Source organism: Halioxenophilus aromaticivorans (assembly GCF_042850945.1).
Taxonomy (GTDB): domain Bacteria; phylum Pseudomonadota; class Gammaproteobacteria; order Pseudomonadales; family Cellvibrionaceae; genus Halioxenophilus; species Halioxenophilus aromaticivorans.
Genome location: NZ_AP031496.1, coordinates 3,929,577 through 3,954,853 on the forward strand (window position 1 = coordinate 3,929,577; position 25,277 = coordinate 3,954,853).

Consider the following 25,277-nt stretch of genomic DNA (forward strand, 5'->3'; position numbering starts at 1 on the left):
TTTAACAATATTTCTATTACACTGCGCAGCACTTAACGACGACATCCATTTTCATTAAAGGAACGCAGCCATGGACCTATCCGTAGTACGTGACACCGCCGACACTAGCCGGCAGCCAGCGCGGGTTAGCTCTGAGCTTTACCAATTCCTGGAAACTCAGGTTCTGCCCCACACCGACCTGGACTCAGCCGCATTCTGGGAAGGCTTTATCGCTCTGGTCGATGAGCTGACTCCTGAAAATAAACGTTTACTCACAGTACGTGATGACTTGCAAGCACAAATCGATGCCTGGTGCACCGAAAACGCCGGCAACATCACGCCTGAAGCCTCCAAGGCATTCTTGGAAGAAATTGGCTACTTACAGCCACAGGCACAACCTGAGCAAATTGGCACTACCAATATAGACGCCGAAATCGCCACCATGGCCGGCCCGCAGTTGGTAGTACCGGTTAAAAACGCTCGCTTCGCGTTAAACGCGGCCAACGCTCGCTGGGGCAGCTTGTACGATGCCTTGTACGGCTCTGACGTTATCCCTCGTGAGGGTGAATTGGCGCCCGGTGCTGAATATAACACCGCCCGTGGTCAAGCCGTTGTTGAATACAGCCAAACGTTCTTGGATGAATCATTCCCATTGAACAAAGGCTCGCACAGCGACGTTACCCACTACTCGGTATTCAGCAGCCACTTGTTGTGCTTCTTCGCCGACGGCAAAACCACAGGCCTCGCCAACCCTGGCCAGTTCATCGGTTTCGAAGGCGACGCCAACGATCCAGAATCGATTCTACTGCGCAACAACGGTTTGCACGTGGAACTGGAATTGGTAACCAGCGGCCAATGTACCGAGCGTGGCGAAGTTATCAGCGACATCAACATCGAGTCGGCGCTGAGCACCATCATGGACGGTGAAGACTCTGTTGCCGCGGTCGATTGCGAAGACAAAATCGAAGTCTACCAAAATTGGTTGGGCTTGATGCTGGGCACCTTGGAAGATCGCTTTGAAAAAGACGGCGAAATTATGTGTCGCCGCCTAGCGTCGGACAAAACCTTCACCACCCCTATGGGCGATGAAGTAACCGTTGCCGGTCGCTCTTTAATGCTGATTCGTAACGTTGGCTTGTTAACCGATATTAACCTAGCCACCGATGCCGAAGGCAACGAGGTTAAAGAAGGTATTGTTGACGCAGTAGTTACTGCATTGATTGGCAAGTTGGATATTACCGGTAAAGGTCAAGTCCAAAACAGCCGCACAGGCAGCATCTACATCGTTAAACCAAAGCTGCACGGCCCGGATGAAGTTCGCTTCACCTGTAAATTGTTCAGCAAAGTAGAACAATTAATCGGCTTGGAAAAGAACACGCTAAAAATCGGCATTATGGATGAAGAGCGTCGCACCAGCTTGAACCTAACCGCGTGTATTTTAGCGGCTCGCGACCGTGTGTTCTTCATCAACACCGGTTTCTTGGATCGCACGGGTGATGAGATTCACACCAGCATGATGGCCGGCGCGTTCATGCCAAAAGGTAGCCTTAAAGGTGAAAACTGGTTGACCGCTTACGAACAACGCAACGTTGCCATCGGCGTACAATGTGGTTTCCCTGGCCGTGCGCAGATCGGTAAAGGCATGTGGGCCATGCCAGATTCCATGGCCGATATGATGGAACAAAAAATTGGCCACGTAAAAGCCGGTGCGACCACCGCTTGGACGCCTTCACCAACGGCGGCAACCTTGCACAGCTTGCACTACCACAAAGTAGACGTGTTTGCGCTGCTTGCGGAAAAGTCGGAAGAGCAACCACTGCCAGTAACCGAACTTTTACAACTGCCATTAATGGCCGATACCAGCAGCTTAACCGCCGAGGCCATTGAGCGGGAGTTAGAAAACAACTGCCAAGGTATTTTGGGCTACGTTGTTCGCTGGATTGACCAAGGTGTTGGCTGTTCTAAAGTGCCAGACATCAACGGCAACGGCTTAATGGAAGATCGCGCAACCCTGCGTATTTCCGCTCAGCACATTGCCAACTGGTTGCAACACGGCATAACCACCGAAGCCCAGGTTCAAGCAGTATTAGAACGCATGGCAGCGGTTGTAGACGAGCAAAATAAAAACGATGCCAGTTACCAAAATATGGCACCTAACTTTGATCAAAGCATTGCGTTTAAAGCGGCGCAGGCACTGATCTTTGAAGGCAAGCAACAGCCCAGTGGTTACACCGAGCCCTTGTTGCACAGCTTCCGTCGCCAAGCCAAGCAGGCCTAACGACGGGGCTAGCAGCCCAAACCGCTTTTCGTTCAACGTTAAATTGTGTCTATTTGTTTTATTCACGCGCCGGGTAATGCCGGCGCATCTCAGATCTAGCCGGAGTGGGTACGTTGTGTAGCCACTCCTCCTAAACCCATTGAGGAGCAGTACAATGCAAAACTACGATCAAACCATCGCTGATGCGGCCAAAGCCATCGAAGGTAACAAGACCTGGGAAGCAATTAACCCAGAGTCTGTATCTCGCATGCGTTTGCAAAACCGTTTCAAAACCGGTTTGGACATCGCCAAGTACACCGCTAAAATTATGCGTGAAGACATGGCTGCCTACGACGCCAACAGCGCTGAGTACACCCAATCCTTGGGTTGCTGGCACGGTTTCATCGGCCAACAAAAACTGATCGCAATTAAAAAGCACTTCGGTGATACCAAGCGTCGTTATTTGTACCTCTCTGGTTGGATGGTTGCTGCTCTGCGTTCAGAGTTCGGCCCACTGCCTGACCAATCCATGCACGAAAAAACCTCAGTTTCTTCCTTGATCGAAGAGCTGTATACCTTCTTGCGTCAAGCCGATGCCCGTGAACTGGGTGGTTTGTTCCGCCAGTTAGACGCTGCTCGCGACGCTGGTGATGCCGCTGCTGAAAAAGACGTTCTGGCTAAAGTCGAAAATTTCCAAACCCACGTTGTACCTATTATTGCGGACATCGACGCAGGTTTCGGTAATGAAGAAGCCACTTACTTGCTAGCCAAGCAAATGATCGAAGCCGGTGCTTGCTGTATTCAAATTGAAAACCAAGTATCTGACGAGAAGCAATGTGGTCACCAAGACGGTAAAGTAACCGTGCCACACGAAGACTTCCTGGCTAAAATCCGCGCCGTTCGCTACGCGTTCATGGAGCTGGGTGTAGACGACGGCGTTATCGTTGCCCGCACTGACTCTTTAGGCGCTGGCTTAACCAAGCAAATTGCTATCACTAATGAGCCAGGCGACCTGGGTGACCAGTACAACAGTTTCTTGGACGGCGACTACATAGAAAGCGCTGACGATATCCAAAATGGTGACGTTGTTATCAAAGCCAATGGCAAATTGTTAAAGCCTAAGCGTTTGGCAAGCAACTTGTTCCAATTCCGTAAAGGTACTGGTGAAGACCGCGTTGTTCTGGACTGTATTACTTCTTTGCAAAACGGTGCTGACCTGCTGTGGATCGAAACCGAAAAACCACACGTTGGCCAAATCGCTGCGATGGTTGATCGCATCCGCGCCGTTGTTCCAGATGCGAAACTGGTTTACAACAACAGCCCATCGTTCAACTGGACTTTGAACTTCCGTCAGCAAGTATTCGATGCTTGGAGCGAAGCTGGCAAAGACGTTTCTGCCTACGACCGCGCAGCATTGATGAGCGAAGAGTACGACAGCACTGACCTGTCTATCGAAGCTGACCGTCGTATCCAGAGCTTCCAGAAAGACGCTTCTGCTAACGCGGGTATCTTCCACCACTTGATCACTCTGCCGACTTACCACACTGCGGCCTTGTCTACCGACAACCTGGCCAAAGAGTACTTCGGTGAAGAAGGTATGTTGGGTTATGTTGCTGGCGTTCAGCGTAAAGAGATCCGTCAAGGCATCGCTTGCGTTAAGCACCAAAACATGGCCGGTTCTGACATGGGCGACGATCACAAAGAGTACTTCTCTGGTGACGCGGCTCTGAAGGCCTCTGGTAAAGACAACACCATGAACCAATTCTAATGAACATTCGCCCCGGTGCAGGGCTGGGGTGATGTTTTTTAGATTGGCAAAACGGCAGTAGGAACAACACACAGATACTTATTTTCTGCCGTGGAAGTTGGGATAGTTTAGCTTGTCGATACTTCAATAACGTTAAACGCCGGAAAACCGCAGCCTTTGGCTGCGGTTTTTTTATGGCTCGTCCAAATCCCGCAACTCAGCTTCAATGATTTTTCGCTCCCACAGGTTTTTGTTACCGGTTTGCTGTTGCAGCAGTTTCAACGCCTCTGCCCTAACGGTTTTAGCCTGCGTTGAGTTTTTCTCCGCTGCCAAAGCTATATCCAATAAATGCAAAGCGTGTAGCGGCTGCAGTTGATTGAGGTAGGCTTGCGCTCGCTCTATCAATGGTTGCACACCACCCAACAATTCCTTTAGATCACCGGCAATACTGGAAGCCGGAACGGAATACAGGTCGGTTATGCCTCGCTCGGGCTCCTGCCAGCCGGTATATTCGTGATAAATAGCGCGTATATTCCAGGATAATTTTCCGTATTCCTCGGTTAGCAACAGACCATCTGGCGGCTGGATATCAGCCATCAAACGGCGCAGGCCCACCCCTGCGTTCATCCCGGCAATGGTTTTATCGTGCACCCATTGCATTGCGTCAATGATGCGCGTCAGTTGTTTATGTATTTTCGCTTGGTCTTGGATATCCTCGTGGCCGGTTAAAATTTGCTTGGGTTTTAAATGGCGCACTCGTTTGGCCGAATCAATAAAAGCCAAAGCACTGCGGGGTTTATCGCCCCTTAGGGTGTTTAAATTGGGGTAGTTGCCAAACAGCGGGCCAAACAGGTTACCAACAATGGCAATTTCTTCATCCGGCAACCAAACCATCGCAGCACTGCGTGTTTCACCTCCGGGGGTGGATATAAGCTCAAACCGCCTGCCACCTAGGGTAAACGACAGGTAATCATCGAACAGGCAATCCGGCAGGATTTCCTGGCTCGGCACAATGTCTTTTTTTGGCCCAGTGATCTGGCTAAAAACCCGTCGCGAACCACGTTGGTAATGCTGGTTAAGCGCATTAAAATACTGCCGATCTTCTAGATAGGTGCGCTGGGCTACCACCGAATTGCTGGGTGTTTTGTAAACTTCCAAACCGCCAAACTGATTGGCATGGCTTTGGGTTAACACAATATAGCGGATGGGCTGGTCAGACACCGCAGCAAATAATTGCCGGCCGCGCTTGGCGTCGCCCAAAGCACCGGCGTTAACCAGCACACTGCCCTCATCGGTGGTGATCAAATAACTGTTGCCAATGCCGCGGCTTTCATAGATGCCAGCGGCCCGCTCGATCGCCTGGGTTTGCCCCTGCCCGGACTGCACCATGCTGGCTACTGTTAATGCCGGATCACTACCCTGCCTGTCATCTGCCATTACTGTTTACCGTTATTGTAATTTAGCGTTACTGTTGGTTATCGATATTGTTAATTACCACTACTCTTTAGAAGCTCAATTAGGTACTCAACCATAAAAATCGGAAGCCCTGGAAATAGCCTGACTAAGGATCAGTATTCAATGTTTCCAACGGTATACCCAATACCCCACATCAAGGATGTATAACTTCACCCACACAAAAACATAAGCCAGCCCCCAATAACACAGCGCCGTGTCCTTTTTAAAAAGTTATGGCATAAATCCGAAATCACTTAGCTTGTGTTAGCCGGTGATAATTTCTACTGTACTGAACCTCCCCCATTTACAACGATAACAACAGGGTTCAGCACAATGAAAATGGCTGTATTGCACGCCCCGCTCGATCTACGGCTGGATGAATTCCCCAAGCCTAGCATCGGCCCCAAGGATATTTTGGTTCAGGTGATCTCGGCCGGCATCTGCGGAACCGATTTGCACTTTCGCCACATGGGCCCGCGTTTTCCAGACAAACCTATGCCGCTGGGCCACGAGTTTGCCGGCGATATCATTGCCGTAGGTGCAGGCGTGACCGGCTTTGCTGTGGGAGAACGTGTGGCCTATAACTCCAACAACAGCCCAGCGGATATGGGGCGCGGTGGCGAATGCGGTGGTTTTAGTCATTTTGTGGCGCTACGAGATGTGGACCAACATCCACAATCCCTGTGCCGTATTCCTGATCACGTCAGTTACGATCACGCCGCATTGGTGGAGCCAATTTCTGTAGGCACCCACGCGGTGACCCGGGCCGACCCTAAGCCAGGAGAAAGCATCACCCTGTTCGGCGCAGGCCCCATTGGCCTGGGTATTATTATGACGCTGGTCAGCCGTGGGCTAACGGACATTGTGGTGTTTGACCTATCGCCGTTGCGCCGGGAAATGGCGCTTAAGGTTGGTGCAAAGGCCGCCTACGACCCGCGAGAAAGCCCACCTAAAGAGGTGCTTAGTCAGCTGCGAGGCACCGGCCCCATCTGGGGTATTCCCCACCCTAAAACGGATATCTACTTTGAAGCCAGCGGCGCACCGGGATTGATTGCCGATATCGCCGGGTTTTGCAATAAAAATAGCCGCATTATTACCATCGCCGTTCACAGACAACCGCTGGAGCTTGATGCCACCAAAATCATGAGTAAAGAAATCAGCTTAATCGGCTCACAGGGGTATCCCACTGAATTCCCCGAGGTAATGGCCAAGCTCGCCAGCGGCGAAATCAATGCCGAGACCATGATCAGCCATCGGTTTCCTTTTAGCGAATTTAACCAGGCGTTTGCTACCGCCGACGATGCAAGCTCCGCGGCCAAAGTGGTGCTGCAATTTTCTGACACAGTACAATAATTATGACCATTACCTTTGATGAAATAGTAAACGCCGCTCGAGAAGCCACCGGACTACCGGACCCAGATCAAGACACCTGGCAAGACGGCCTGGGAATACTGCTGCGCGATCACGCCAAGGCAGGCCTGCTATCGGAGCGAGGTGAAGGCATTATTCGCCGGCGTTACACCAATGCTTTAGCCACCAGAATGCAAGTGGACGACTATTTGCGCCGCCACCCAGAGGTGCTAGAAACGCCGGTAAAACGCCCGGTGTTTATTTTAGGCTTGGTGCGCACCGGCACGACCATGACCAGCTATTTAATGGATGCCGACCCAGCCAACCGCTCTTTATTACGCTGGGAAGCCTATAACGCCGCCCCGCCGGCGGCCCCAGGTGCCTTAACCACAGACGAACGCTGCCAGGCCGAGCTTGCCATAGATAAAAAAATGCTCAGCGAAAACCCGCAGATGTTTACCACCCATTTTGAATCCGCCGATGGGCCAACAGAGTGCGTACATCTATTAGCGCAGGACTTTCGCTCCATGATGTACGCCGCGCTGTCTACCGTACCGGTGTTTTCCGATTGGATTCTCGACTGCGACATGAGCTCGGCCTACGAGCACCGCAAGCGAGCATTACAAATTTTGCAGTCCACCAACCCAGGTCGCTGGGTTTTAAAAATGCCTTCCGACTCTCTATTTATAGAGACATTATTTAAGACCTTCCCAGACGCAAAAGTCATTTGGACGCACCGAGACCCTTACAAGGCCTTCGCCAGCTCGTTTAGTATGCGCGGCAAATCCCGCCATATCTTTAATAAAGATATGGATCAACCCTTTATGCGCTGCAAATGGCCCAAGCAACTTGCATTACATGTCACCCGGCCGTTACAAATGCAACAGCAACGCCCAAATGACATCTACAACCTGTATTATGACGACCTTATGGCCGACCCTGTAAACGCCATGAAGAATATTTATGCCTGGCTTGGCGACGAATGGACCAACCAGGCCGAAGCCGGTATGCAACAATGGCTGCAGGACAACCCACAAAACCGTTTTGGCTCCCACGATTACTCGCTGGAAGAATGGGGCTTTAGCCGGCAAGAATTGGAGCCGTATTTTGCCGAGTATCTCGCCGCTCACCCGGTGGCGAAATAACCGTGGCTACCCAATGCGTGTTTATGCATGGTGGCGGCCAGGGTAGCTGGGTTTGGGCACCGTTAATTAGCGCACTTAAAAACCGCGCCCGGGGTGCCATAAAAGGTGCCATAACAGATGCCATAACAACCGTTGCACTGGATGTGCCCGGCTGCGGCACAAAACGCGACAGAAAGACCGATGACTTAACGCTGCCTGATGTTGCCGATGAATTAATTACTGAACTGGAAAACCAAGGCTTAAGCCAGGTTATTTTGGTGGGCCATTCCCAAGCCGGCCAACTGATGGCACAAATGGCGTTGCGCAAACCGGGTTTATTTAGCCAATTGGTATTTATTGCTTGTTCCATTCCCCTACCTGGCCAAACCGTGATGCAAATGTTGGGCACAAGCCTGCACGGTGAAAACGATGCCGAAGTAGGTTGGCCCCTGTCCCCCGCCGAATCCGACATCACCAGCCGTTATCAGGCCATGTTTTGCAATGATATGAGCGACCAGCAGAGCAAGGCATTTTTTCAACAGCTAGGCTATGACAACTGGCCCGCAAAAACCTACGCCTTTACGGATTGGCAAACAGAGCATCTAGCCAGTATTCCCTCAACCTTTGTGCTGTGCCGCCAAGACCAGAGCCTGCCGCTAAATTGGCAAAAAATCTTTGCTAATCGATTCAAAGCAAACACAACGCTCTCCATAGACGCCGGCCACCAAGCCATGCTCACTCAGCCAGAGAGCTTAGCAAAGTTGCTGTGGCTACATTGGCAAGGCCGGTAGTTATTATTAAATACGCCCTTGGAAATTCTCTTTAGGGTAATCCTCGCATCCCCATTGTTGGTATTCTTGCTCGTCGTAAAACTCCATGGTGAGCCCGTACCAAAATAACTGGGTATACAATTCACAGCGTTTCTCTTGGCTGTTGATTTTATCGTCTTGTTTAAGGCGCTGCTTTAAATCTCTCACAGAAACCGAATGGTCAATCATGCGTATGCCTTTGGGCTGGCCATCTAACACCAATTTTTGGGTTTGTTTGTCACCCCAGCTTTGCCATTGCGGTAACTGGTTACTTTTACCCTTACCCGGGTTGCCAGTATGGGCAAATTCGGCCCAGTAATCTTGCATGGCATGCTCTAAGCTTTGCCTGGCGGGTTTGTCCTCAGCCATGGCAAATAACGGCAATGTGTCCACGCCATCGGTACCAAATAAAAAGGTGACTTCAATACCGTGGGCTGCGCCAAAGGCCTGGGCCATATCAAATCCCATAACGGTTTTTTGATGTGCCCAATCAAAGCGGTAAGCATATACATTTCCCGGCAGGCTTTCGGCCAGCACCTGGGCCGGCTCTGTTACGCCGATGGCTTGCCATTGATCGGAGAAATAACCACTGATGTGGTTAAGGTTTTCTGGCTGTACCACCTTAGGTAAGATACCCAAACGGAAATCGGTAAACCCTTCGTCGTTCCACAACCAAATTTTATATTCATCTCGGTTATTACCAATGATTACAGGAACGCTGTTAAAGTTTTGTGCATCCGAAAACACCTCTAGCAACGATTGTTTTGGCAGTGCAATACCATCACGAATATTGGCCAATACAAAGTAGCCCAATGCGCCCCTGGGCTGGGCCGCTGCAAATAACGCCTTGGGTTCCAGGCTTTGTAGGTAATTCACTAACTCATCCGGAGCCATGGATTCCTGTATTGCTTTAGCCTCTAACCTATTCGATGCTCTACCCTGATCGATTAACACGCTGTTAATCCACTCCTTGGCGCTGTAAGCAAAGCCGGGCTCGGCGTCATCCAGGTAATTTTCTGCCCAACTCTGAGGGATAGTTTGGGTGTTGCCACTTTGCACAATGGCTTTATGAAACAAGCCTTCCGCCAGTGGTGACCCCAGCAGAGAGTACACCTGAAAATCACCGGCACTTTGGCCAAAAATCGTGACATTGTTTGGGTTACCGCCAAAAGCGGGAATATTCTCCTGCACCCACTCTAGCGCCAAGATCATATCCAGCGTGGCGAAATTACTGGTTTTATCGTTTAATTGAGACGCAGTTTGCCTCAGCGCAGGGTGGCTCAACCAACCTAATAAACCCAGCCGATACTGCAAGGCCACCACAATCACATCGCCCCTGCCGGCTAAGTCGTGGTAGCGAATGGCACTGCTCATACCCATGGTGTTAGCGCCGCCATGTATCCACTCCATTACCGGTAAATTAGCATCGTGCAATTCTGATGGCGGTATTCTCGGCGACCAAATATCCAAGTTTAAGCAGTCCTCCTCTCCCATAACTTTGCGCTGGCCGAACAACTCAAACAGCAGTATCTGTGGGCACATGGGGCCGCTCTCCAAGGCCTCCAGCACACCCTGCCAGGGTTTAGCGGGAAGTGGAGCGCTCCAACGTAAATTGCCCACTGGGGGCTGGGCAAACGGTACTCCTAACCAGGCGTAGGTGTTGGATTTATCAGCAAACCCTACCAGGGTGCCGGATGGCGTGTGCCTGGTTGAATCGTTACCTAACTCTGTTGTATCGGGTAACAAGGCAAGCCCAACAATTACCAGCGGCACTCCCAGCAACATCGTCCATTTGAGTTTTTTGTTCATTATTATTTCATCATGTAAGCAGTAGACCCCAGATTGTAAATGACTGAATTATGAAAGATTTAGGTTCAACAATTTTTCTATATCGCGAAAAGGACGTAGCTATGAATTCGCACATTACGATGAATGCTTCGACTGGCTCGACCCTAGCTAGACAATTAAAAGCAAATATCACTTTAACTTTTATTAACGCTAACAGGCCAAATTTCACCCACCTGCACTTGACGCCAAATTCAACATGGAGGTTCATTTTACAATTGATGCTGGGAGCTTACTGCGTCGCGTGCATGGAATGTGGGTTGGCTAAAAATAATTAAATCGGGAAGAGTCGTTGCGCCATGGATTTTATTTACGGATAAAAGAGCAATTCTATGCAGAGAAAATACAAGGCGAGTATTTTTGCGGTAGCACTCGTCACCACAACAAAAGCAACCGCCGATATTGTGATAGATCGCTGCACTGGCCGCCACTGCGAAGCTCATCGCTGGCGGCGATGTCGGCCATAATTTAGCTACGATATCGGCAGCGGAAATCAACATAGGCGGCGCCATTAATGTTGCAGGCCTAACCGCCACAGGTTTACCCATGGCAGATAATTAACCTACCTCCAGCGAAACTCAACCGATCTGCATACCAGCAATCGCTTAATAATATCGCCTCGCCACCAGACTCTGTGAAGGTGGAAAGTGATTTAGGCGGTACCAGCACAATTCCCGTTACCATTCAGAACTAAGCTCGCCAATTCGACGCAAGGGGCCTTGGCCCCTTGCTGAGATTATCTAACCTGGCCTTATGCTATAAGCCAGCTAAGAACACTGTGAATGCCTCACAGGCGATTCCCCCATAACCCGCTTATACGCCCGCGAAAACGCCGCTTCTGATTGATAACCAAGCTCTTCGGCCAACTGGCCCAAGCTAATAGACCCGGTTTTTAATCGAGAGCGCGCCAAGCTCATCCGCCATTCGGTAAGATATTGTTTTACCGAGCTGCCAATAATTTCACTGAACCTTGCTGAAAATCCCGAGCGCGACATCCCCGCCTGCTGGGCCAGTCGCTCCACCGTCCAGTCCGATTCCGGGTGGTTGTGAATTGCCGCCAGGGCTTTGCCGATTTTTGGGTCTTTTAACGCCGCTAACCAACCTTGCGCCGCCTCCGGTGCAGTGGCAATCCAGTGACGTATGGCGCGAATGACGATGATGTCGGCCAGATGAGCGACGACGGTCTCACCGCCTGCGGCCATGGTGGTTGCTTCGTCGGCCATCAATTGAATCAACGGCCCAAGCTGCTGCACACATTGGCCATCTTCGCTTTTTATATGAATGATGGGCGGCAACTGACTGATAAGTTTTTCGCCGGCCACGTGATCGAAGCTCAGCACCCCGCAGGTAATATTGGTGCGTTCACCACCACCGCCGTAACGCAACAGCTCAAACCGCTCAGATAGCTTAACCACTGGAATATCAAAAAATGGCTCACAGGGTTGAGTTTCAGCACTGGAAATTAGATGCCCCTCGCCCCTGGGTAACAGTGCAAGATCGCCCGGCTGTAACAGGACGTTAGCGTAATTAGGAAAACGCAGCCACACACTCCCCTGGGTAACAATGTGGAACATCATCTTATCTTTCATGACAGGCATATCGATGCCCCAGGGCGCGGTTAATTCCGAACTGGCGTAGATCAGCCCATTGAGCCTAAGCGCACACAGGGTTTCGCCCAAGGTGTCAGAAATTTCGGGTATGTCTCGCTGTTTTGCCACCACCACAATGCACTCCCTTTCATCGGAAACCAGCAAAAACTATGGTTAGTTGAGAACTAAAAATCAAGCGCCAGCCAATCCGTTGAGTTTGGACGAATTGCAATAAACCTTGGCCAAACGAGCATTAATGATTCCCCTCCTAAAGCGCACAATGCTCTGCAACAACTCACCACCACAACCTAGGAGCGAACCATGCCATACAATGCAGATTTAACCGTAGCGGTAATCGGTGCCAGCGGCAAAACCGGTAGCCGTGTTGTGCGCCAGCTTACCGAGCTTGAGATTAAAACTCGCCCTCTATCAAGACAAACCTCCCCTGCTTTTGACTGGGCCAATCCTCAAGCCTGGCCGCAGGCACTAACAGGCGTTGATTCGATTTATATTACCTACCACCCCGACCTCGCCCTACCCCAAGCAAAAGACGACATCGCCCAATTAATTACTGTGGCCAAAGCTCAAGGTGTAAAGCACTTGGTGCTTTTGTCTGGCCGGGGTGAAGACGGTGCCCAACAAGCAGAAAAACAGGTTATTCAATCAGGCTTGAACTGGAATATCGTTCGCGCCAGCTGGTTTATGCAAAATTTTAGCGAAAGCTTTATGTTAGACGGTATTTTAAACGGCGAATTAGTGCTGCCCCATCCCCAAGCCACCGAACCCTTTATTGATATCGATGACATCGCAGAGATCGCTGTGGCGGCACTCACCAAACCGGAGCTTGCCAATCGATTGTTTGAAGTCACCGGGCCAGAACTACTGAGTTTTGCACAATGCATTGAATTACTAAGCCTGCGATTAAATAGGCCCGTTGGATTAACCACCATCGCTCTGGAGGACTACATCGCCGCGGCCCAACAACAGCCAGACTTACCCGAGGGGTTTGACTGGTTAATACACGAATTATTCAGCACCGTATTAGACGGCCGCAATGAATTTACCACCGACACCATTAATAAAGTGTTGGGTCGGCCAGCCACCCGTTTTGAGCAATACCTAGAGAAAACGGCTGAAAACGGCGTTTGGCGAACACGCCAGCGGGAGAGCTTGCCATGTTAATTGCGCTTACCGTAATGACTGGCATTATGGCCGGCATATACGCTGCCTTCTCGCTGTTTGTGATGCGCTCGCTGGCCAAACTCGACGCCATCAATGCCGGCGAAGCCATGGTGGCCATCAACCAAACCATTGTAAAAACACTGTTTGTGCCTTTGTTTTTCGGCTCGGTGTTGCTTTACGCCTACGCACTGGTGGATGCGCTGGTTTACTCAAAGCCCCAAGCAACGCTATTAGCCTTTGCCGCAGTCATTTACCTTTTGGGAATGTTTGTGGTCACGCTTAAAGGCAATGTGCCTATGAACAATCGCCTACAGGTGCTAGCACCAAATCACCATCAGCTGCGGGAATACTGGCCACAATACGCACAACAGTGGAGCCGATTAAATCATATTCGCACCGTCAGCTCTGCTTTGGCCACTACGCTGCTGTGCAACGTTATGTACCTGGCCCAATAACCGGGTTTTAAATTCACCGAGCTCAAAATTCATCGTAATTGAGATAGAGGAAACTCTGATCAGGAGCAAAAAAATGACTGCGTTAAAATGGATTGCAACAACCTTAATACTGATTATTTTTTGGCTAGCAGTAGTGGTGTACGGCGCGCTGAGCGGGTGGTGGTTGAAGGCCATTGCACCCACCAATGATTCCAAGCAATTTATCTCCGCCATAGATTCCAAGGTTGAACAGACAATGACGGCTGGCAGGGCCGGTAACGTTATATGGGCGGTACTCAAGGATGGCGAAGTACGCCATCGCTCATCTGCATACTCGTCCGACGGCATCAATGAGCAAACACTGTTTCCGGCGGCGTCCATGAGCAAATTAATTACCGCCTACGCAGTGTTACTTATGCTAGAGGAATTTAGTATCGATTTAGACGAACCTATCGTCAACCGGCTAACTCGCTGGCAGCTACCCGCGGGTGAATACAATCACAAGGTTACTTTGCGACACTTGTTATCTCATACCGCGGGCTTAACCGATAGCTTGGGCTTTGGCGATTATCAGCCCCAGGCTACTCTTCCAAGCTTAGAACAAAGCCTCAGCAATCCACTTGCCGCCAATGGCTCTGCAGAGATTAAAGTCACTCAACCCCCTGGCCAGCAGTGGGCGTACTCTGGCGGCGGCTACCTATTGATGGAGTTGCTGGTAGAGGAAATTACTGGCGTCAGTTTTGAGCAATGGGTACAGAGCCGAGTATTTGACCCACTGGATATGAACCGATCAACCTACGACTACTTAGGCGATCAAACCAATATTTCTCAATCCTACAACGCCAACGGTCAATTAGCGCCACTATTTCAATATGCGTCCCCCGCAGCCACCGGCTTAAATACCACGCTTGCGGACCTAACCAAATTTGCCCAGGCATTAATGCAGACAGAGCAACAACCGTTTGCGCAACAAATGCAACAAGCCACAGGCTTTAAAGCCGGTGCCGCCATCTGGGGATTGGGCGCTATGCTGTACGCACCTACCGAACAGGGTAGTTTTGTATTTGGCCACGACGGCAGTAACGATCCAGCCATAAACGCCACACTGAGAATCAACCCCGCAACCCACTCTGCCCTGATTGCACTCACTACAGGGCCAAAGTACTTGGCCTCGGAAATCGGCTATGAGTGGACCCTATGGCAAACTGGATTGCCTGATTTCTTACATTTAGATACAGCATTCAATAGCGCGGTTGTTCCCGCGGTTGTGGGCCTGACCGTCATTATTGGTTTGCTAGTCTTCGCTGCTTGGTGGCGCACCCAATTCCAACGCAGTCTCCCATCAAAAGCATCCCCTATACCGGCGCTGTAAAGCCGGTGCCAACACGGCTCGGCAGGGATGCTGTAGCGCTATAGCTTGAAAGACCAACATTGCAAGGACGACATTGCAAAGACAACATTGAAAGACCAACAAAGCCGCTTTGCTACACCGTTGGTAAGCACGCGGCGCTTTGGTACATGCTTCATTTACTTGTTCGGCAGAGTAGAAGGTATCAATCAACGCTACCTATCGACACTACCTATCAAAGCTACCCATAAAAGCTAATATCCGCGCCTACTCATAGGCACCGAACATCAGACTCTCTTACGCCCGGCAGCTTTCCTGGTGTGGCAACTATTACGGCGTTGATCAATTTCTGGTAGTCTTGGCCATCGCCAAAATGACAGCGATGTCAATTTGCCGATTTACTTACGGTCCCACATGCCTTAAAACGGACAAGTGGGTTTTTTTTGGCCTCGAATTGAGGCAGCAGCCGGAAAGATACATTTCATGACACCGATAAAAATACGATTAAGCTTTATGATGTTTCTCCAGTTCTTTGTCTGGGGAGGATGGTTTGTCACCCTTGGCACCTTTATGGCAAGTAACCTTGCCAGTAGTGGTGCGCAGATAGGGTTGGCGTTTGGCACGCAATCCTGGGGAGCGATCATCGCGCCATTCATCGTTGGTCTGATTGCAGATCGATTCTTCAACGCCGAGCGCATTCTGGCTGTGCTCCACCTAGTGGGTGCCGCCCTACTCTACGGCATGGCAACCGCTGACGATTTCTCCGCGTTTTACCCGTTAGTGTTTGGTTACATGGTTCTGTACATGCCAACCTTGGCGCTGGTAAACAGCGTCGCCTTCCGACAGATTGACAACCCAGCCAAGGATTTCCCAGCCATTCGAGTATGGGGCACCGTGGGTTGGATTGTTGCCGGCTTGGCCATCAGCTATATATTTGCCTGGGATTCCCAGGAAGCCATTCAAGAGGGTATGTTGCGCAACACCTTTTTGTTAAGCGCTGGTGCGTCTGCCCTATTGGGTGTCTACAGCTTCACTCTGCCCGCCACGCCACCGGTTACCACCTCGGGCGAGTCCATTTCTTTGGCTAGCCTTGTTGGCGCCGATGCGTTTCGCATGCTGAAAGACAAGAATTTCTTAATCTTCTTCGTTGCATCCATTCTGATCTGTATTCCGCTGGCCTTTTACTACCAGAACGCGAACCCATTCCTAAGTGGTGTTGGCGTTGAGAACCCCACCGGCAAAATGACCTTGGGGCAGATCTCAGAAGTCGCGTTTATGCTGGCCTTGCCGATTTTCCTGGCTCGCTTTGGTATCAAAATCACCCTGATCGCCGCCATGCTGGCATGGGCTCTGCGCTACGCGCTATTTGCCTTCGGCGATGCGGATGCGGGTTTGTGGATGTTAATTCTGGGTATTGCGCTGCACGGCGTTTGCTACGACTTCTTCTTCGTGGCGGGCCAGGTTTATACCGATGCCAAGGCCGGGCCAAGTCATCGCAGTGCTGCACAGGGCATGATTACCCTGGCCACCTACGGCGCTGGTATGTTGATCGGCTTTATGGTTGCCGGCTGGGCCAGCGACCATTATCAGGATGGCGATGGCGTTATCTGGTCACACCTGTGGCTGCTACCGTGCTATATCGCATTGGCAATTACACTGCTGTTTGCCGTTAGCTTTAAGGGCGACAAAATCGATAACAAGCCAACCGCCTAAGCCCCACCCTACCTAACCCTGGTGTTATTCTGCTGCCGTAGCCGGCCTGCGGAATAATTGCCAGGGCCAAGCCTTTTAAAGCTTTTCGCCCTCACCCAACAAGCTCTCCCCCCCATGCCAGCCAATTACCATCCATCAGCCGTAATACACAGCTATATCAGCGCTAGCAACGCAATAACTGGCTGTTACTCCCATGAGTTGAGGGATTACGGATTTCCTTGTGTTTCCCCCGTCTTAGTACGCCACAACTGATAGTCATCAGTAATCACCATGCTCCTACCGTAATTTTGGTATGTATTACCGTACTTCGTCTATTCTTGGGTTAGAAGCAAGCTGATAGCCTAATTGCACACTAAAACAGACAGTACACTTGCCATGAACCTATCCCTCATAAGACCACTTTCTTGCTATTTTTTTGCCTCTATCGCATTGGGGGCAGCCTCTACAACCGCAGAATCGTCACAGCCCAACGTTCGCTATCTAGATTCCGGCCAGGCTGCACCGACAACGACCGTAGCATTATCAAAAAAGGCCTTTGCACCGAGCGACGAGGTAACGCTTTATTGGCTAGGCATGGCTGGATTTTTAATTAACAATCAGGGTACAACCATGATGATCGACCCTTTACTAGAAGGGTTTGACATGGAGGTAATCATTGATTTTCCAATACAGGCGAGCCAAGTAGAGTTACTTGACGCAATTTTGATAACTCACTCTGACAACGACCACTTTAGCTTGCCAACGCTAAAAAACCTCGCCAAGACCGGCGCCGTTAGTCACGCCACACAGTACACTCACAGTCTGATACAAGCACAAGGACTGGCGTCTATCGGCCACGATATAGGGGCCGACTTTAGCGTTGGCGACAACACCAAAGTCACGGTTATGCCAGTGGATCACGCTTGGCAAAACAGTTATCCAGACGCCGCCGAGCGAGAATTTAAACTGGAAGACAGCGCTGGGTTTTGGATTACTACCAGTCAAGGAACGATCTGGGCCACCGGTGATTCGCGATTAATGGCCGAGCAACTGACCTATGCCCCAAAGCCAGATGTTATCCTGTTTGATTTCTCCGATAGCGAGTGGCACTTTACGCTGGCTGGAGCTGTAAAACTGGCGAACCATTACCCCAACGCGCAACTTCTTCTGCACCATTGGGGCTCGGTAGACGCTCCGGATTTTGCTCCGTTCAACGGTGATCCTAATGATTTATTTGGCCTGATCGACAACCCAGAACGAATCCACGTGCTGCTACCGGGTGAGCCATTTACACTTTCAGCCCAGCCTACAAACCACTCTAATACTCCGAGCCAATGACGAAACCCAATGTTATCGAGACCCTACACTCAGTGGCGGCGTTTAACCGAGAGCGCGGCCAAGCCACCCACCACCCATTGATATCGGTTATCGACCAAAAGGACTCCACGCCATTTTTTCCGCAACGCTACCTAAGCGAGTTATTCATCATTTTTTTAAAGGAAAGCGAATGCGAGGGTATTATTTACGGCCGTGGAGAGTATGCATTTTACAGGGATAATTTACTGTTTATAGCGCCGGGCCAGGTATTATCGCATCATTCAGACGAGCAATATCGCCCCCAGGGGTGGGCTATTGCCTTCCACCCGGATCTGATCGCCGGCAGCAACATCAACAGCAACCAATTTGATTTCTTTTGCTACGACAACAACATCGCCCTAGCCGTTACCGCCGACGAAAAAAAGCGCCTGCTGACTTTATTTGCTCAGTTAAAGGATGAGACCGAGAGTTCCACCAGATACTCGCCCTCGAATAATTTAATAGCCAACAACCCCATTGAGGACCAAGTCATATTAAGTTATTTGGAGTTGATTTTACGGATTTGCCACAGGCTACATTTACAAACCAATAACCAAACACCCAAGCCAAACAGTGATCTATTATTACGCTTGGAGCAAGAGCTGAATTTTTATCTGCACAGCGGCCAGGCACAAGACGTTGGCTTACCCTCTGTGCAATACTTTGCTGAAAAAATGCATTTAACACCGAATTACTTTGGCGATGTCATTAAACGCGAGACGGGTATATCAGCCAAAGCATTTTTAGAAAAATGGCTAACCAGTATCGCCAAACAAAAAATGGCCGACAGCTCGCTCAACATAGCCCAAATTGCCTACCAATTGGGTTTTAAGCACCCCCAGCACTTTACTCGGTTCTTTAAACGCAATGTGGGCGTAACGCCTACACAATACCGGTAACCAGAGGCAAAACAACCATTAACAGGCAAACCACCATGCGCACTTTTTCGTTATTAGCCACCACAGCATTTACAGTGTTAATGGGCTGTAGCAGCATCACCCCCAAACATCACCAACAAGGCCATAAGATGCCCTATTCAGACAGCGATTTTAACAGCATTAAACGGCAGTTTATCTCACAGGACATTGATACTATTGATGTCCTAAGCAACACCCAAAAGCACATCAGCCGAATAGCGGCGCTGGCCACTCAGCAAGCCCTGCCTCAGCTAGAGCAGGAAATAATGACTGCACTGAACAACGGTGTTGCGCCAACGGATATCAAAGAAACACTCTATATTACCGCGCCGTTTATTGGTTTTCCCAAAACCGAAAACAGCCTAGCCACAGCCTACTTGGCATTTAAAAAAGCCGGAGTTGAATGGCCGGTAGACCAGCAAGAACGAGCGTCGGACCGTTATGAAAAAGGCTTAGCAATACAGTTTCCTATTTACGGCAATGCCATTAAAGACGCCTACGCAGACTACCCCCAACCGTACAATGAAAAAATACCCACGCTATTAACGGAGCTGTTGTTTGGGGACATTTACAGCCGCAGCGGTACCTCTTTGCAAAACAGAGAGCTGGCTGTTTTTATTATCCTTGCCAGCCTGGGTGCAGACCGGCAGTTGGCTTCCCACGTACGCGGCAATTTAAAGGTCGGTAACAGCAAACAAGTGTTGGTCGGCGCGCTGGTACACTGTTTACCCATTATTGGTTTCCCGGCCATGTTTAACGCTTTAGACGATGTGAAGCGAGAGGAAATAGCCGCCTCACCCTAAGGAACGTTTTAATCGTCGCCAATGGTTAATTGATACGCCGTTACCGTGTTGTCGTAAAATCCTGGCAGGTAAATGATCTTGTTTTTCGAATCGTATCCCAGGTCCGCCGCACTGGTGCCGTTGGTGAGAAGTTTTTGAGCGTGGCCTTGGCTAACCAAATAGAGATTGCCCTTCCAGCAAGACACCAGCCAGCGGTGTTCGTCTAGGCGTTCTATGCCATCCACTACCCCTTCCATGCCGTCTGCAATCAGCGTTACTCTGCTCTCTTCCAGCCGTTCCTCATTTTGCTGCCCTTCATTTACCCGGCCTTCATTCAGACGGCCATCATTTAAACGATAGAGTGCTCCGTTATCAGCAAAATACAGCCCATCGGGCTGCCAGAGTACGCCGTTTAGTTTTACGCGCCCCTGCAAAATGGCCGTAGCCCTACCCGCCTCAATGCGATAAATAATGCCCTCCTTGGAGTTGGTGGCGTATATCACACCGCCGGGGCTCGCACTGACGTCGTTAACCTGGCCGGTGGTGGTCAGTGCTAGGCGATCTATCATTGCGCCGGTTACTAGATCAATCGTGACCAAATCGTCGCAATCCGTGACGTACAATTGCTGCTCGTGAATGACCATCCCCTTGGGGCAGTTGAGGCCCTGCACCCACTTATCCTCCAACACCTCGCCTCCGAGTGACAGCTTGGAGATATAACCTACGCCATCGTCTCCCCAGGGCTCACCCGCAATATTGGAGACGTAGAGAACCGAGCGTTGCGGGTCGAACCGAACCGACTCCGGTACCGCCAAGCCCTGGTTCTGCTGCCATAACTGAGTGATAACAGAAGTCTCCTTTGCCTGTAGTTCGCCCTGCTTACTGGTACTGCAGCCTATACCACCGGCCATCACCACCAAGAGCAGCCCCCCCAAGTACAGACCTACTCGCTGATTGAGGTGCCGATACCGCGCTACGATTCTCGTTATAGTTTTAGCCATGATGTTTATTGTCCTGTTTGTATTTGGGCCCTTCCCAATGTAATTGGCGCCGTCTCGTATGCCATCTAACATGCCAACCGGATATGCTAACTACTATGCCACCGGTAGCATATCAAAATGAGACCGCACAGCACCAAACTATCGCCCGCCATTACCAGCAGGTTCGTATCTGAACCGAATGTAGGCTTTAATGCGACTGCCAAGAAACGGAGTACTCGCCTTAATGGGGAAAGAATTGGTGGGCTTAGGCTTCGAATTTGGTGGTATCGTTAGAACTCAACCAGCCAGGATATGACCATGCAGGATCTACTACTCAGCGCAATTGACGCCCGAATACTGGGCGTTTTAATGGAAAAACAACTCACCACCCCGGACCAATACCCACTAACGCTGAACAGTTTGGTTACCGCCTGTAACCAAAAAACCAGTCGTGAACCGGTCTCCAGTTACAGCAGCGGCGAAGTGGGAAGTAGCTTAAACGAGCTGCGTAATAACAAACTGGTTGAGGTGGAATACGGCTCCCGCGCCGAGCGTTACCACCAGAAGTTATCTCGGGTATTGGGGCTGGATAAACGCAAACAGGCCATATTGACCATTATGTTACTGCGCGGGCCGCAAACCGCCGGCGACCTGCTCACGCGCAGCCAGCGCATGGCAGAGTTTGACGGCATTGCCGACATGGAAGAACTGTTAGAGACGCTGTGCAATAAATCTCAGCCCATGATTATGCGTATTGCCAAAAGAGCCGGCCAACGTGACGACCGTTATATGCACCTGCTGTGCGGTGAAATCGATCTATCGAGCCTGCCAGAGCCGAGCGCCAGCGCTGCAGGCTCAGCCACCGCCAGCAATGCCGAGCTGGTGAAGCGGGTAGAAGTATTGGAAAGAAAGCTGGCCCTGGTGATGGCCCAATTAGACCTACAAGAAGATTCCTCGGAAGAGGAGTGATCCAACAACTGCCTCCTGGGCCCTAATGGCATAGCGCTTGCTGTTCATCAACTCTGAACTCACCAAAGAGAAACCCTGAGGCCGTCTAATTACTACTCCAGGCGGCAGGGTTGTTGACTGGACCCGCAAATATGCGCAATTTTATAGCCTCACTCCCCAAAGCCGAACTTCATGTGCACCTCGAAGGCACGTTTGAGCCCGAGCATATCTTCGCCATGGCCCTGCGCAATGGTATAGAGCTAGGCTACGAATCGCCGGAGGCCATTGTCGCCGCCTACGATTTTCACGACCTACCCTCGTTTTTAACCTTCTATTACAAGGCCATGCACGCCCTGCAAACCGAGCAGGATTTTTACGAGCTGACCTACGCCTATTTCGAAAAAGCCGCCGCCGACAACATTGTCTATGTGGAGCCTTTCTTCGACCCCCAGGGCCACACCAGCCGTGGCATAAGCTTCGCTACAGTTATCAACGGCATTCACCGTGCCCAGCAGGACGCGGAACAAAACCTGGGCGTGAAATCCAATTTAATTATGTGCTTTTTGCGCGATATGAGCGCGGAATCGGCCATGGAACATCTGCAGCTAAGCCTCCCCTACAAAGACTGGATTATTGGCGTGGGACTGGACAGCGATGAAAAAGACAACCCGCCGATGAAGTTTAAAGCGGTGTTTGATCGCGCCCGCGCAGAGGGCTATAAGCTCACCATGCATTGCGATGTGAACCAGAAAGATATCGTTAGCCACATATGGGAATGCCTAAACGACATCGATGTAGAACGTATCGACCACGGCATTAATAGCTTGGAAGACGATGCTCTGTGCGCAGAGATCGCCAAGCGAGAACTTGGCTTAACCATCTGCCCCGTATCCAACCAATTTGTGGTACAAACCTACACCACCGATGAAATACGCAGCATGCTGCGAAAAGGCATGAAGCCCACCATCAACTCCGACGACCCAGCCTACTTCAGAGCCTACTTAAACGACAACTTTGAAGCCTTGGTAGAACACGGCAATTTTAGCCAAAGCGAGATACTGCAACTGGTGAAAAACAGCTTTGAAGTTAGTTGGTTGGAACCAACGGATAAGAACGGCTATTTGAGCAAACTGGCGGAATTAGAAACTTGCTAAGCGGTGCCTACTGCTTGGCTATGTACTCCTTAAACAACTGCACCAAAGCAATAGCTTTCTTTGACTGGGCATAGTCAACTGCGTTGTAGCCGTTATTATTCCTTACCATCGGATCGACGCCCTTTTCAAGGAGACTTGCTGCAATTTCCAAGCGATCCAGTAGCGCTATATTGGACTTTGATAACGACACCAAAAGGTTGGAACCGGATTCGCTTTTATAGTCGGCGTCGATATCCCTGCGCAGCAATTGCTTAAGTACAATCGCCTTACGGGTTTTAACCTTGTTGTACTCAGATTCGTCCGAAGGGCTCCCGCCACTTACGAGGCTAAGCGGTGCGACATGATTTTCCAGTGCGCAGGCGATCAGATAAGCATTTTGATTAGGATTGAGAGTGGGATAACCGCTGGCATCCAACTTGCCGATTGAAGCACGATAACAGGCAGGTTCTAACCCAGCACTGGTTGTTTTCTCATCTAGGCCATGTTCACCTATCTTATGTGAAGCCGCACTGTTTTCCTGAGCCGCACTGGCTTGGCAGGAAAACAGTGCAATCAATACCAAGATAGCCATCAATTCCAGAGGCTTATAGTGAGAACGCCATTGAATGGCGATTGTGTAGAGCAAACCCTGAAAAACGGCTAATTTTTCATGCATACCAGCGTACTTTAGAGTCAATCCGAATCACGCTGCGAAAAGCGATGCGGTACCACCGTGGAGCGGGCGTTTTCCCTTTCGTCTTCTGGCTCAGGTTGATTAGCCACAAAGTCTACTTCCAGCTCGGCTTTATCAGTGAAATGTTCCGGCAACTCCTGCTTAATGGACGGCGCCAGGTGTTTGAAGTCGGCCACTTGTTTCACCAGGTTTGCCTTGCCACTGAGCAACTGCCCCTCTGCTTTTTGGTAGGATTCTTGAGCTTTATCCAAGCCTTTCTTGACCCCATCGAAGCTCTTAAGAAAGGCATTCAGCTTGTTGAATACCCCCTCGGCTTTTTGTGCCAAGGCTGCGGTGTGTTTGTTTTGATCTTCAAATCGCCACAATTGACGCACGATATTTAAGCTGGTTAATAACGTGGTGGGAGTAGCCACAAGAATATTTTGTTGTAACGCCGTTTGAAATAGATCTTCATCGGCTTTAAGCGCTTCGACAAAGGCCGATTCAATGGGCACAAACATAAACACCACTTCGGGCGAATTTAGCGCGGGGATTTTATCGTATTCGCGTTCGGCCAGCTCTTGAATGCGGGCCTTCATGGCTTGGACGTGGTCGGCTAAGGCCAGGGCACGCTCAGCTTCGTGCTCACTATTCACATAGCGGGTATAGGCATTGAGCGAAACCTTGGCATCGATGATAAGGTGTTTATTTTGCGGTAAATACACCAGGGCATCCGGCCGCTGGTGGCCATGTTCGGTTTTAAAAGAAACTTCTCGTTCGTAATCCTTGCCCCGCTGCAAGCCCGAGCGGTCCAGTACGTTTTCCAGTACTAATTCGCCCCAGTTGCCCTGCAACTTTTTTTGCCCGCGTAACGCCGTGGACAACTCGTGGGCTTCTGTGGTGATTTGTTGATTTAGGGCTTTGAGTTGTTCCAGTTCTTTTTTTAATTCCCCGCGCTGGGTGGTTTCGCGGTGATGTATGTCTTGCACCTCTTTTTTAAAGGCGTCTATGGATTGCTGAAAGGGATTAATAACCGACTGCAACCCCACGTTGTTTTGCGCTGCTAATGCCTCGGATTTTTTATCCAATATTTCGCTGGCAAGTAATTGGAAGCGCTCGCTTAAGTCTTGCTTTTGTTGCTCAAACAGCACCTGCTGTTGTTTGAGACTGCGCTCTCGCTCGGCCACCGAGCTAGATAGGGCTACGTTGTCTTCGCTCAATTGTGAATATTGCTTTTGCAGGGCTTCCAGCTTTTGCTGGCCGGACTCTAGTTGTGCTTCCAGGCTGGCGATTCTCTCCGCTTGGTTGTCCACCCGGGTTTGATAGCCCTTGATATCAGCCAGTGCAGTTTGGCGGCTATCGGCCAAGGAATTATTTTTGTCTGCCAAGGCCCGCTCGCGCAGTTTTAGCTCGTCGAATCGTTGCTTTAAATGGCCGGCTTGCACACCGCGCAGCTCAAACCTGCGGCTAAGCTCATTGTGGCTGTGCTGCAATGATTGCTGCTCTTGTTGCAGCTCGTCATGTGCTTGCTGCAGCGCCTGTTGAGCCTGTTCGGCTTGGCTTAACTGGGATTTTAACCCCCGGCGGGCCAACCAAATGGTTAGCCACCCTGTAATAACCAGCAGTAACAGCCCACCGCCTAAAATCAGCCATTGCGTTTGGTCTAATACTGGCAAA

At 50.4% G+C, this 25,277-nt stretch carries 21 protein-coding genes; 14 read left to right on the forward strand and 7 right to left on the reverse strand.

Features of this window, described 5'->3' with window-relative positions:
• Nucleotides 1-70: 70 nt before the first annotated feature.
• Nucleotides 71-2,257, forward strand: a complete 2,187-nt coding sequence (locus tag ACGHM3_RS16870) for a malate synthase G (protein WP_345425394.1) — start codon at nt 71-73, stop codon at nt 2,255-2,257.
• A 154-nt stretch (nt 2,258-2,411) separates the two neighbouring features.
• On the forward strand, nt 2,412-4,004 hold the full coding sequence (locus ACGHM3_RS16875) for an isocitrate lyase (RefSeq protein WP_345425397.1): 1,593 nt from the start codon (nt 2,412-2,414) through the stop codon (nt 4,002-4,004).
• Between the two features lie 171 nt (nt 4,005-4,175).
• Here the strand turns inward: ACGHM3_RS16875 and ACGHM3_RS16880 are convergent, their stop codons facing one another.
• Entirely contained in the window at nt 4,176-5,420 is a 1,245-nt protein-coding gene (locus tag ACGHM3_RS16880; RefSeq protein ID WP_345425400.1) for an alkyl sulfatase dimerization domain-containing protein, read from the reverse strand.
• 351 nt (nt 5,421-5,771) lie between these two features.
• Between ACGHM3_RS16880 and ACGHM3_RS16885 the strand changes: the two genes are divergently transcribed.
• The 3 genes from ACGHM3_RS16885 to ACGHM3_RS16895 are packed head-to-tail and all read left to right on the forward strand — an operon-like array spanning nt 5,772 to nt 8,703.
• The gene (locus tag ACGHM3_RS16885; RefSeq protein ID WP_345425403.1) at nt 5,772-6,791 is read left to right on the forward strand and encodes an alcohol dehydrogenase catalytic domain-containing protein; all 1,020 of its coding nucleotides are present in this window, start codon (nt 5,772-5,774) and stop codon (nt 6,789-6,791) included.
• Between the two features lie 2 nt (nt 6,792-6,793).
• On the forward strand, nt 6,794-7,933 hold the full coding sequence (locus ACGHM3_RS16890; RefSeq protein ID WP_345425409.1) for a sulfotransferase: 1,140 nt from the start codon (nt 6,794-6,796) through the stop codon (nt 7,931-7,933).
• Between the two features lie 2 nt (nt 7,934-7,935).
• On the forward strand, nt 7,936-8,703 hold the full coding sequence (locus ACGHM3_RS16895; protein WP_345425413.1) for an alpha/beta hydrolase: 768 nt from the start codon (nt 7,936-7,938) through the stop codon (nt 8,701-8,703).
• 6 nt (nt 8,704-8,709) lie between these two features.
• Here ACGHM3_RS16895 and ACGHM3_RS16900 read toward each other — a convergent pair whose 3' ends face one another.
• The 3 genes from ACGHM3_RS16900 to ACGHM3_RS16910 form a co-directional block, all read right to left on the reverse strand.
• Entirely contained in the window at nt 8,710-10,530 is a 1,821-nt protein-coding gene (locus tag ACGHM3_RS16900) for a carboxylesterase family protein (protein WP_345425416.1), read from the reverse strand.
• Between the two features lie 248 nt (nt 10,531-10,778).
• On the reverse strand, nt 10,779-11,066 hold the full coding sequence (locus ACGHM3_RS16905) for a hypothetical protein (protein WP_345425419.1): 288 nt from the start codon (nt 11,064-11,066) through the stop codon (nt 10,779-10,781).
• A gap of 267 nt (nt 11,067-11,333) precedes the next feature.
• Nucleotides 11,334-12,290, reverse strand: coding sequence for an AraC family transcriptional regulator (locus ACGHM3_RS16910; RefSeq protein ID WP_345425422.1), 957 nt, complete (start codon nt 12,288-12,290; stop codon nt 11,334-11,336).
• Between the two features lie 186 nt (nt 12,291-12,476).
• Here ACGHM3_RS16910 and ACGHM3_RS16915 point away from each other — a divergent pair, with 186 nt between their 5' ends.
• The 7 genes from ACGHM3_RS16915 (at nt 12,477) to ACGHM3_RS16945 (ending at nt 19,887) form a co-directional block, all read left to right on the forward strand.
• Nucleotides 12,477-13,337, forward strand: a complete 861-nt coding sequence (locus ACGHM3_RS16915) for an NmrA family NAD(P)-binding protein (RefSeq protein WP_345425425.1) — start codon at nt 12,477-12,479, stop codon at nt 13,335-13,337.
• Complete coding sequence (locus ACGHM3_RS16920) at nt 13,331-13,792, forward strand: anthrone oxygenase family protein (RefSeq protein WP_345425428.1); 462 nt, start codon at nt 13,331-13,333, stop codon at nt 13,790-13,792. Before ACGHM3_RS16915 ends, ACGHM3_RS16920 begins: the two co-directional genes overlap by 7 nt.
• Nucleotides 13,793-13,865: 73 nt before the next feature.
• Nucleotides 13,866-15,143 carry a serine hydrolase domain-containing protein gene (locus ACGHM3_RS16925; protein WP_345425431.1) on the forward strand — a complete coding sequence of 426 codons (1,278 nt, stop codon included), beginning with the start codon at nt 13,866-13,868 and terminating at the stop codon, nt 15,141-15,143.
• A 459-nt stretch (nt 15,144-15,602) separates the two neighbouring features.
• The gene (locus ACGHM3_RS16930) at nt 15,603-16,832 is read left to right on the forward strand and encodes a nucleoside permease (RefSeq protein ID WP_345425434.1); all 1,230 of its coding nucleotides are present in this window, start codon (nt 15,603-15,605) and stop codon (nt 16,830-16,832) included.
• 375 nt (nt 16,833-17,207) lie between these two features.
• The gene (locus ACGHM3_RS16935; RefSeq protein ID WP_345425438.1) at nt 17,208-18,149 is read left to right on the forward strand and encodes an MBL fold metallo-hydrolase; all 942 of its coding nucleotides are present in this window, start codon (nt 17,208-17,210) and stop codon (nt 18,147-18,149) included.
• A complete protein-coding gene (locus ACGHM3_RS16940; protein WP_345425440.1) occupies nt 18,146-19,066 on the forward strand; it encodes a helix-turn-helix transcriptional regulator in 921 nt (306 codons plus the stop codon). Before ACGHM3_RS16935 ends, ACGHM3_RS16940 begins: the two co-directional genes overlap by 4 nt.
• A 35-nt stretch (nt 19,067-19,101) precedes the next feature.
• The gene (locus ACGHM3_RS16945; RefSeq protein WP_345425443.1) at nt 19,102-19,887 is read left to right on the forward strand and encodes a carboxymuconolactone decarboxylase family protein; all 786 of its coding nucleotides are present in this window, start codon (nt 19,102-19,104) and stop codon (nt 19,885-19,887) included.
• 8 nt (nt 19,888-19,895) lie between these two features.
• On the opposite strand, the gene ACGHM3_RS16950 is transcribed toward ACGHM3_RS16945, so the two are convergent.
• Nucleotides 19,896-20,867 carry a hypothetical protein gene (locus ACGHM3_RS16950; RefSeq protein WP_345425445.1) on the reverse strand — a complete coding sequence of 324 codons (972 nt, stop codon included), beginning with the start codon at nt 20,865-20,867 and terminating at the stop codon, nt 19,896-19,898.
• 297 nt (nt 20,868-21,164) lie between these two features.
• On the opposite strand from ACGHM3_RS16950, the gene ACGHM3_RS16955 reads away from it, so the two are divergent.
• A complete protein-coding gene (locus ACGHM3_RS16955; protein ID WP_345425448.1) occupies nt 21,165-21,815 on the forward strand; it encodes a YceH family protein in 651 nt (216 codons plus the stop codon).
• A gap of 131 nt (nt 21,816-21,946) precedes the next feature.
• Nucleotides 21,947-22,948, forward strand: coding sequence for an adenosine deaminase (add, locus tag ACGHM3_RS16960; protein WP_345425450.1), 1,002 nt, complete (start codon nt 21,947-21,949; stop codon nt 22,946-22,948).
• A gap of 7 nt (nt 22,949-22,955) precedes the next feature.
• On the opposite strand, the gene ACGHM3_RS16965 is transcribed toward add, so the two are convergent.
• A complete protein-coding gene (locus ACGHM3_RS16965) occupies nt 22,956-23,603 on the reverse strand; it encodes a hypothetical protein (protein WP_345425453.1) in 648 nt (215 codons plus the stop codon).
• Between the two features lie 17 nt (nt 23,604-23,620).
• Nucleotides 23,621-25,276, reverse strand: coding sequence for a DNA recombination protein RmuC (gene rmuC / locus ACGHM3_RS16970; RefSeq protein WP_345425454.1), 1,656 nt, complete (start codon nt 25,274-25,276; stop codon nt 23,621-23,623).
• Nucleotide 25,277 lies beyond the last annotated feature (1 nt).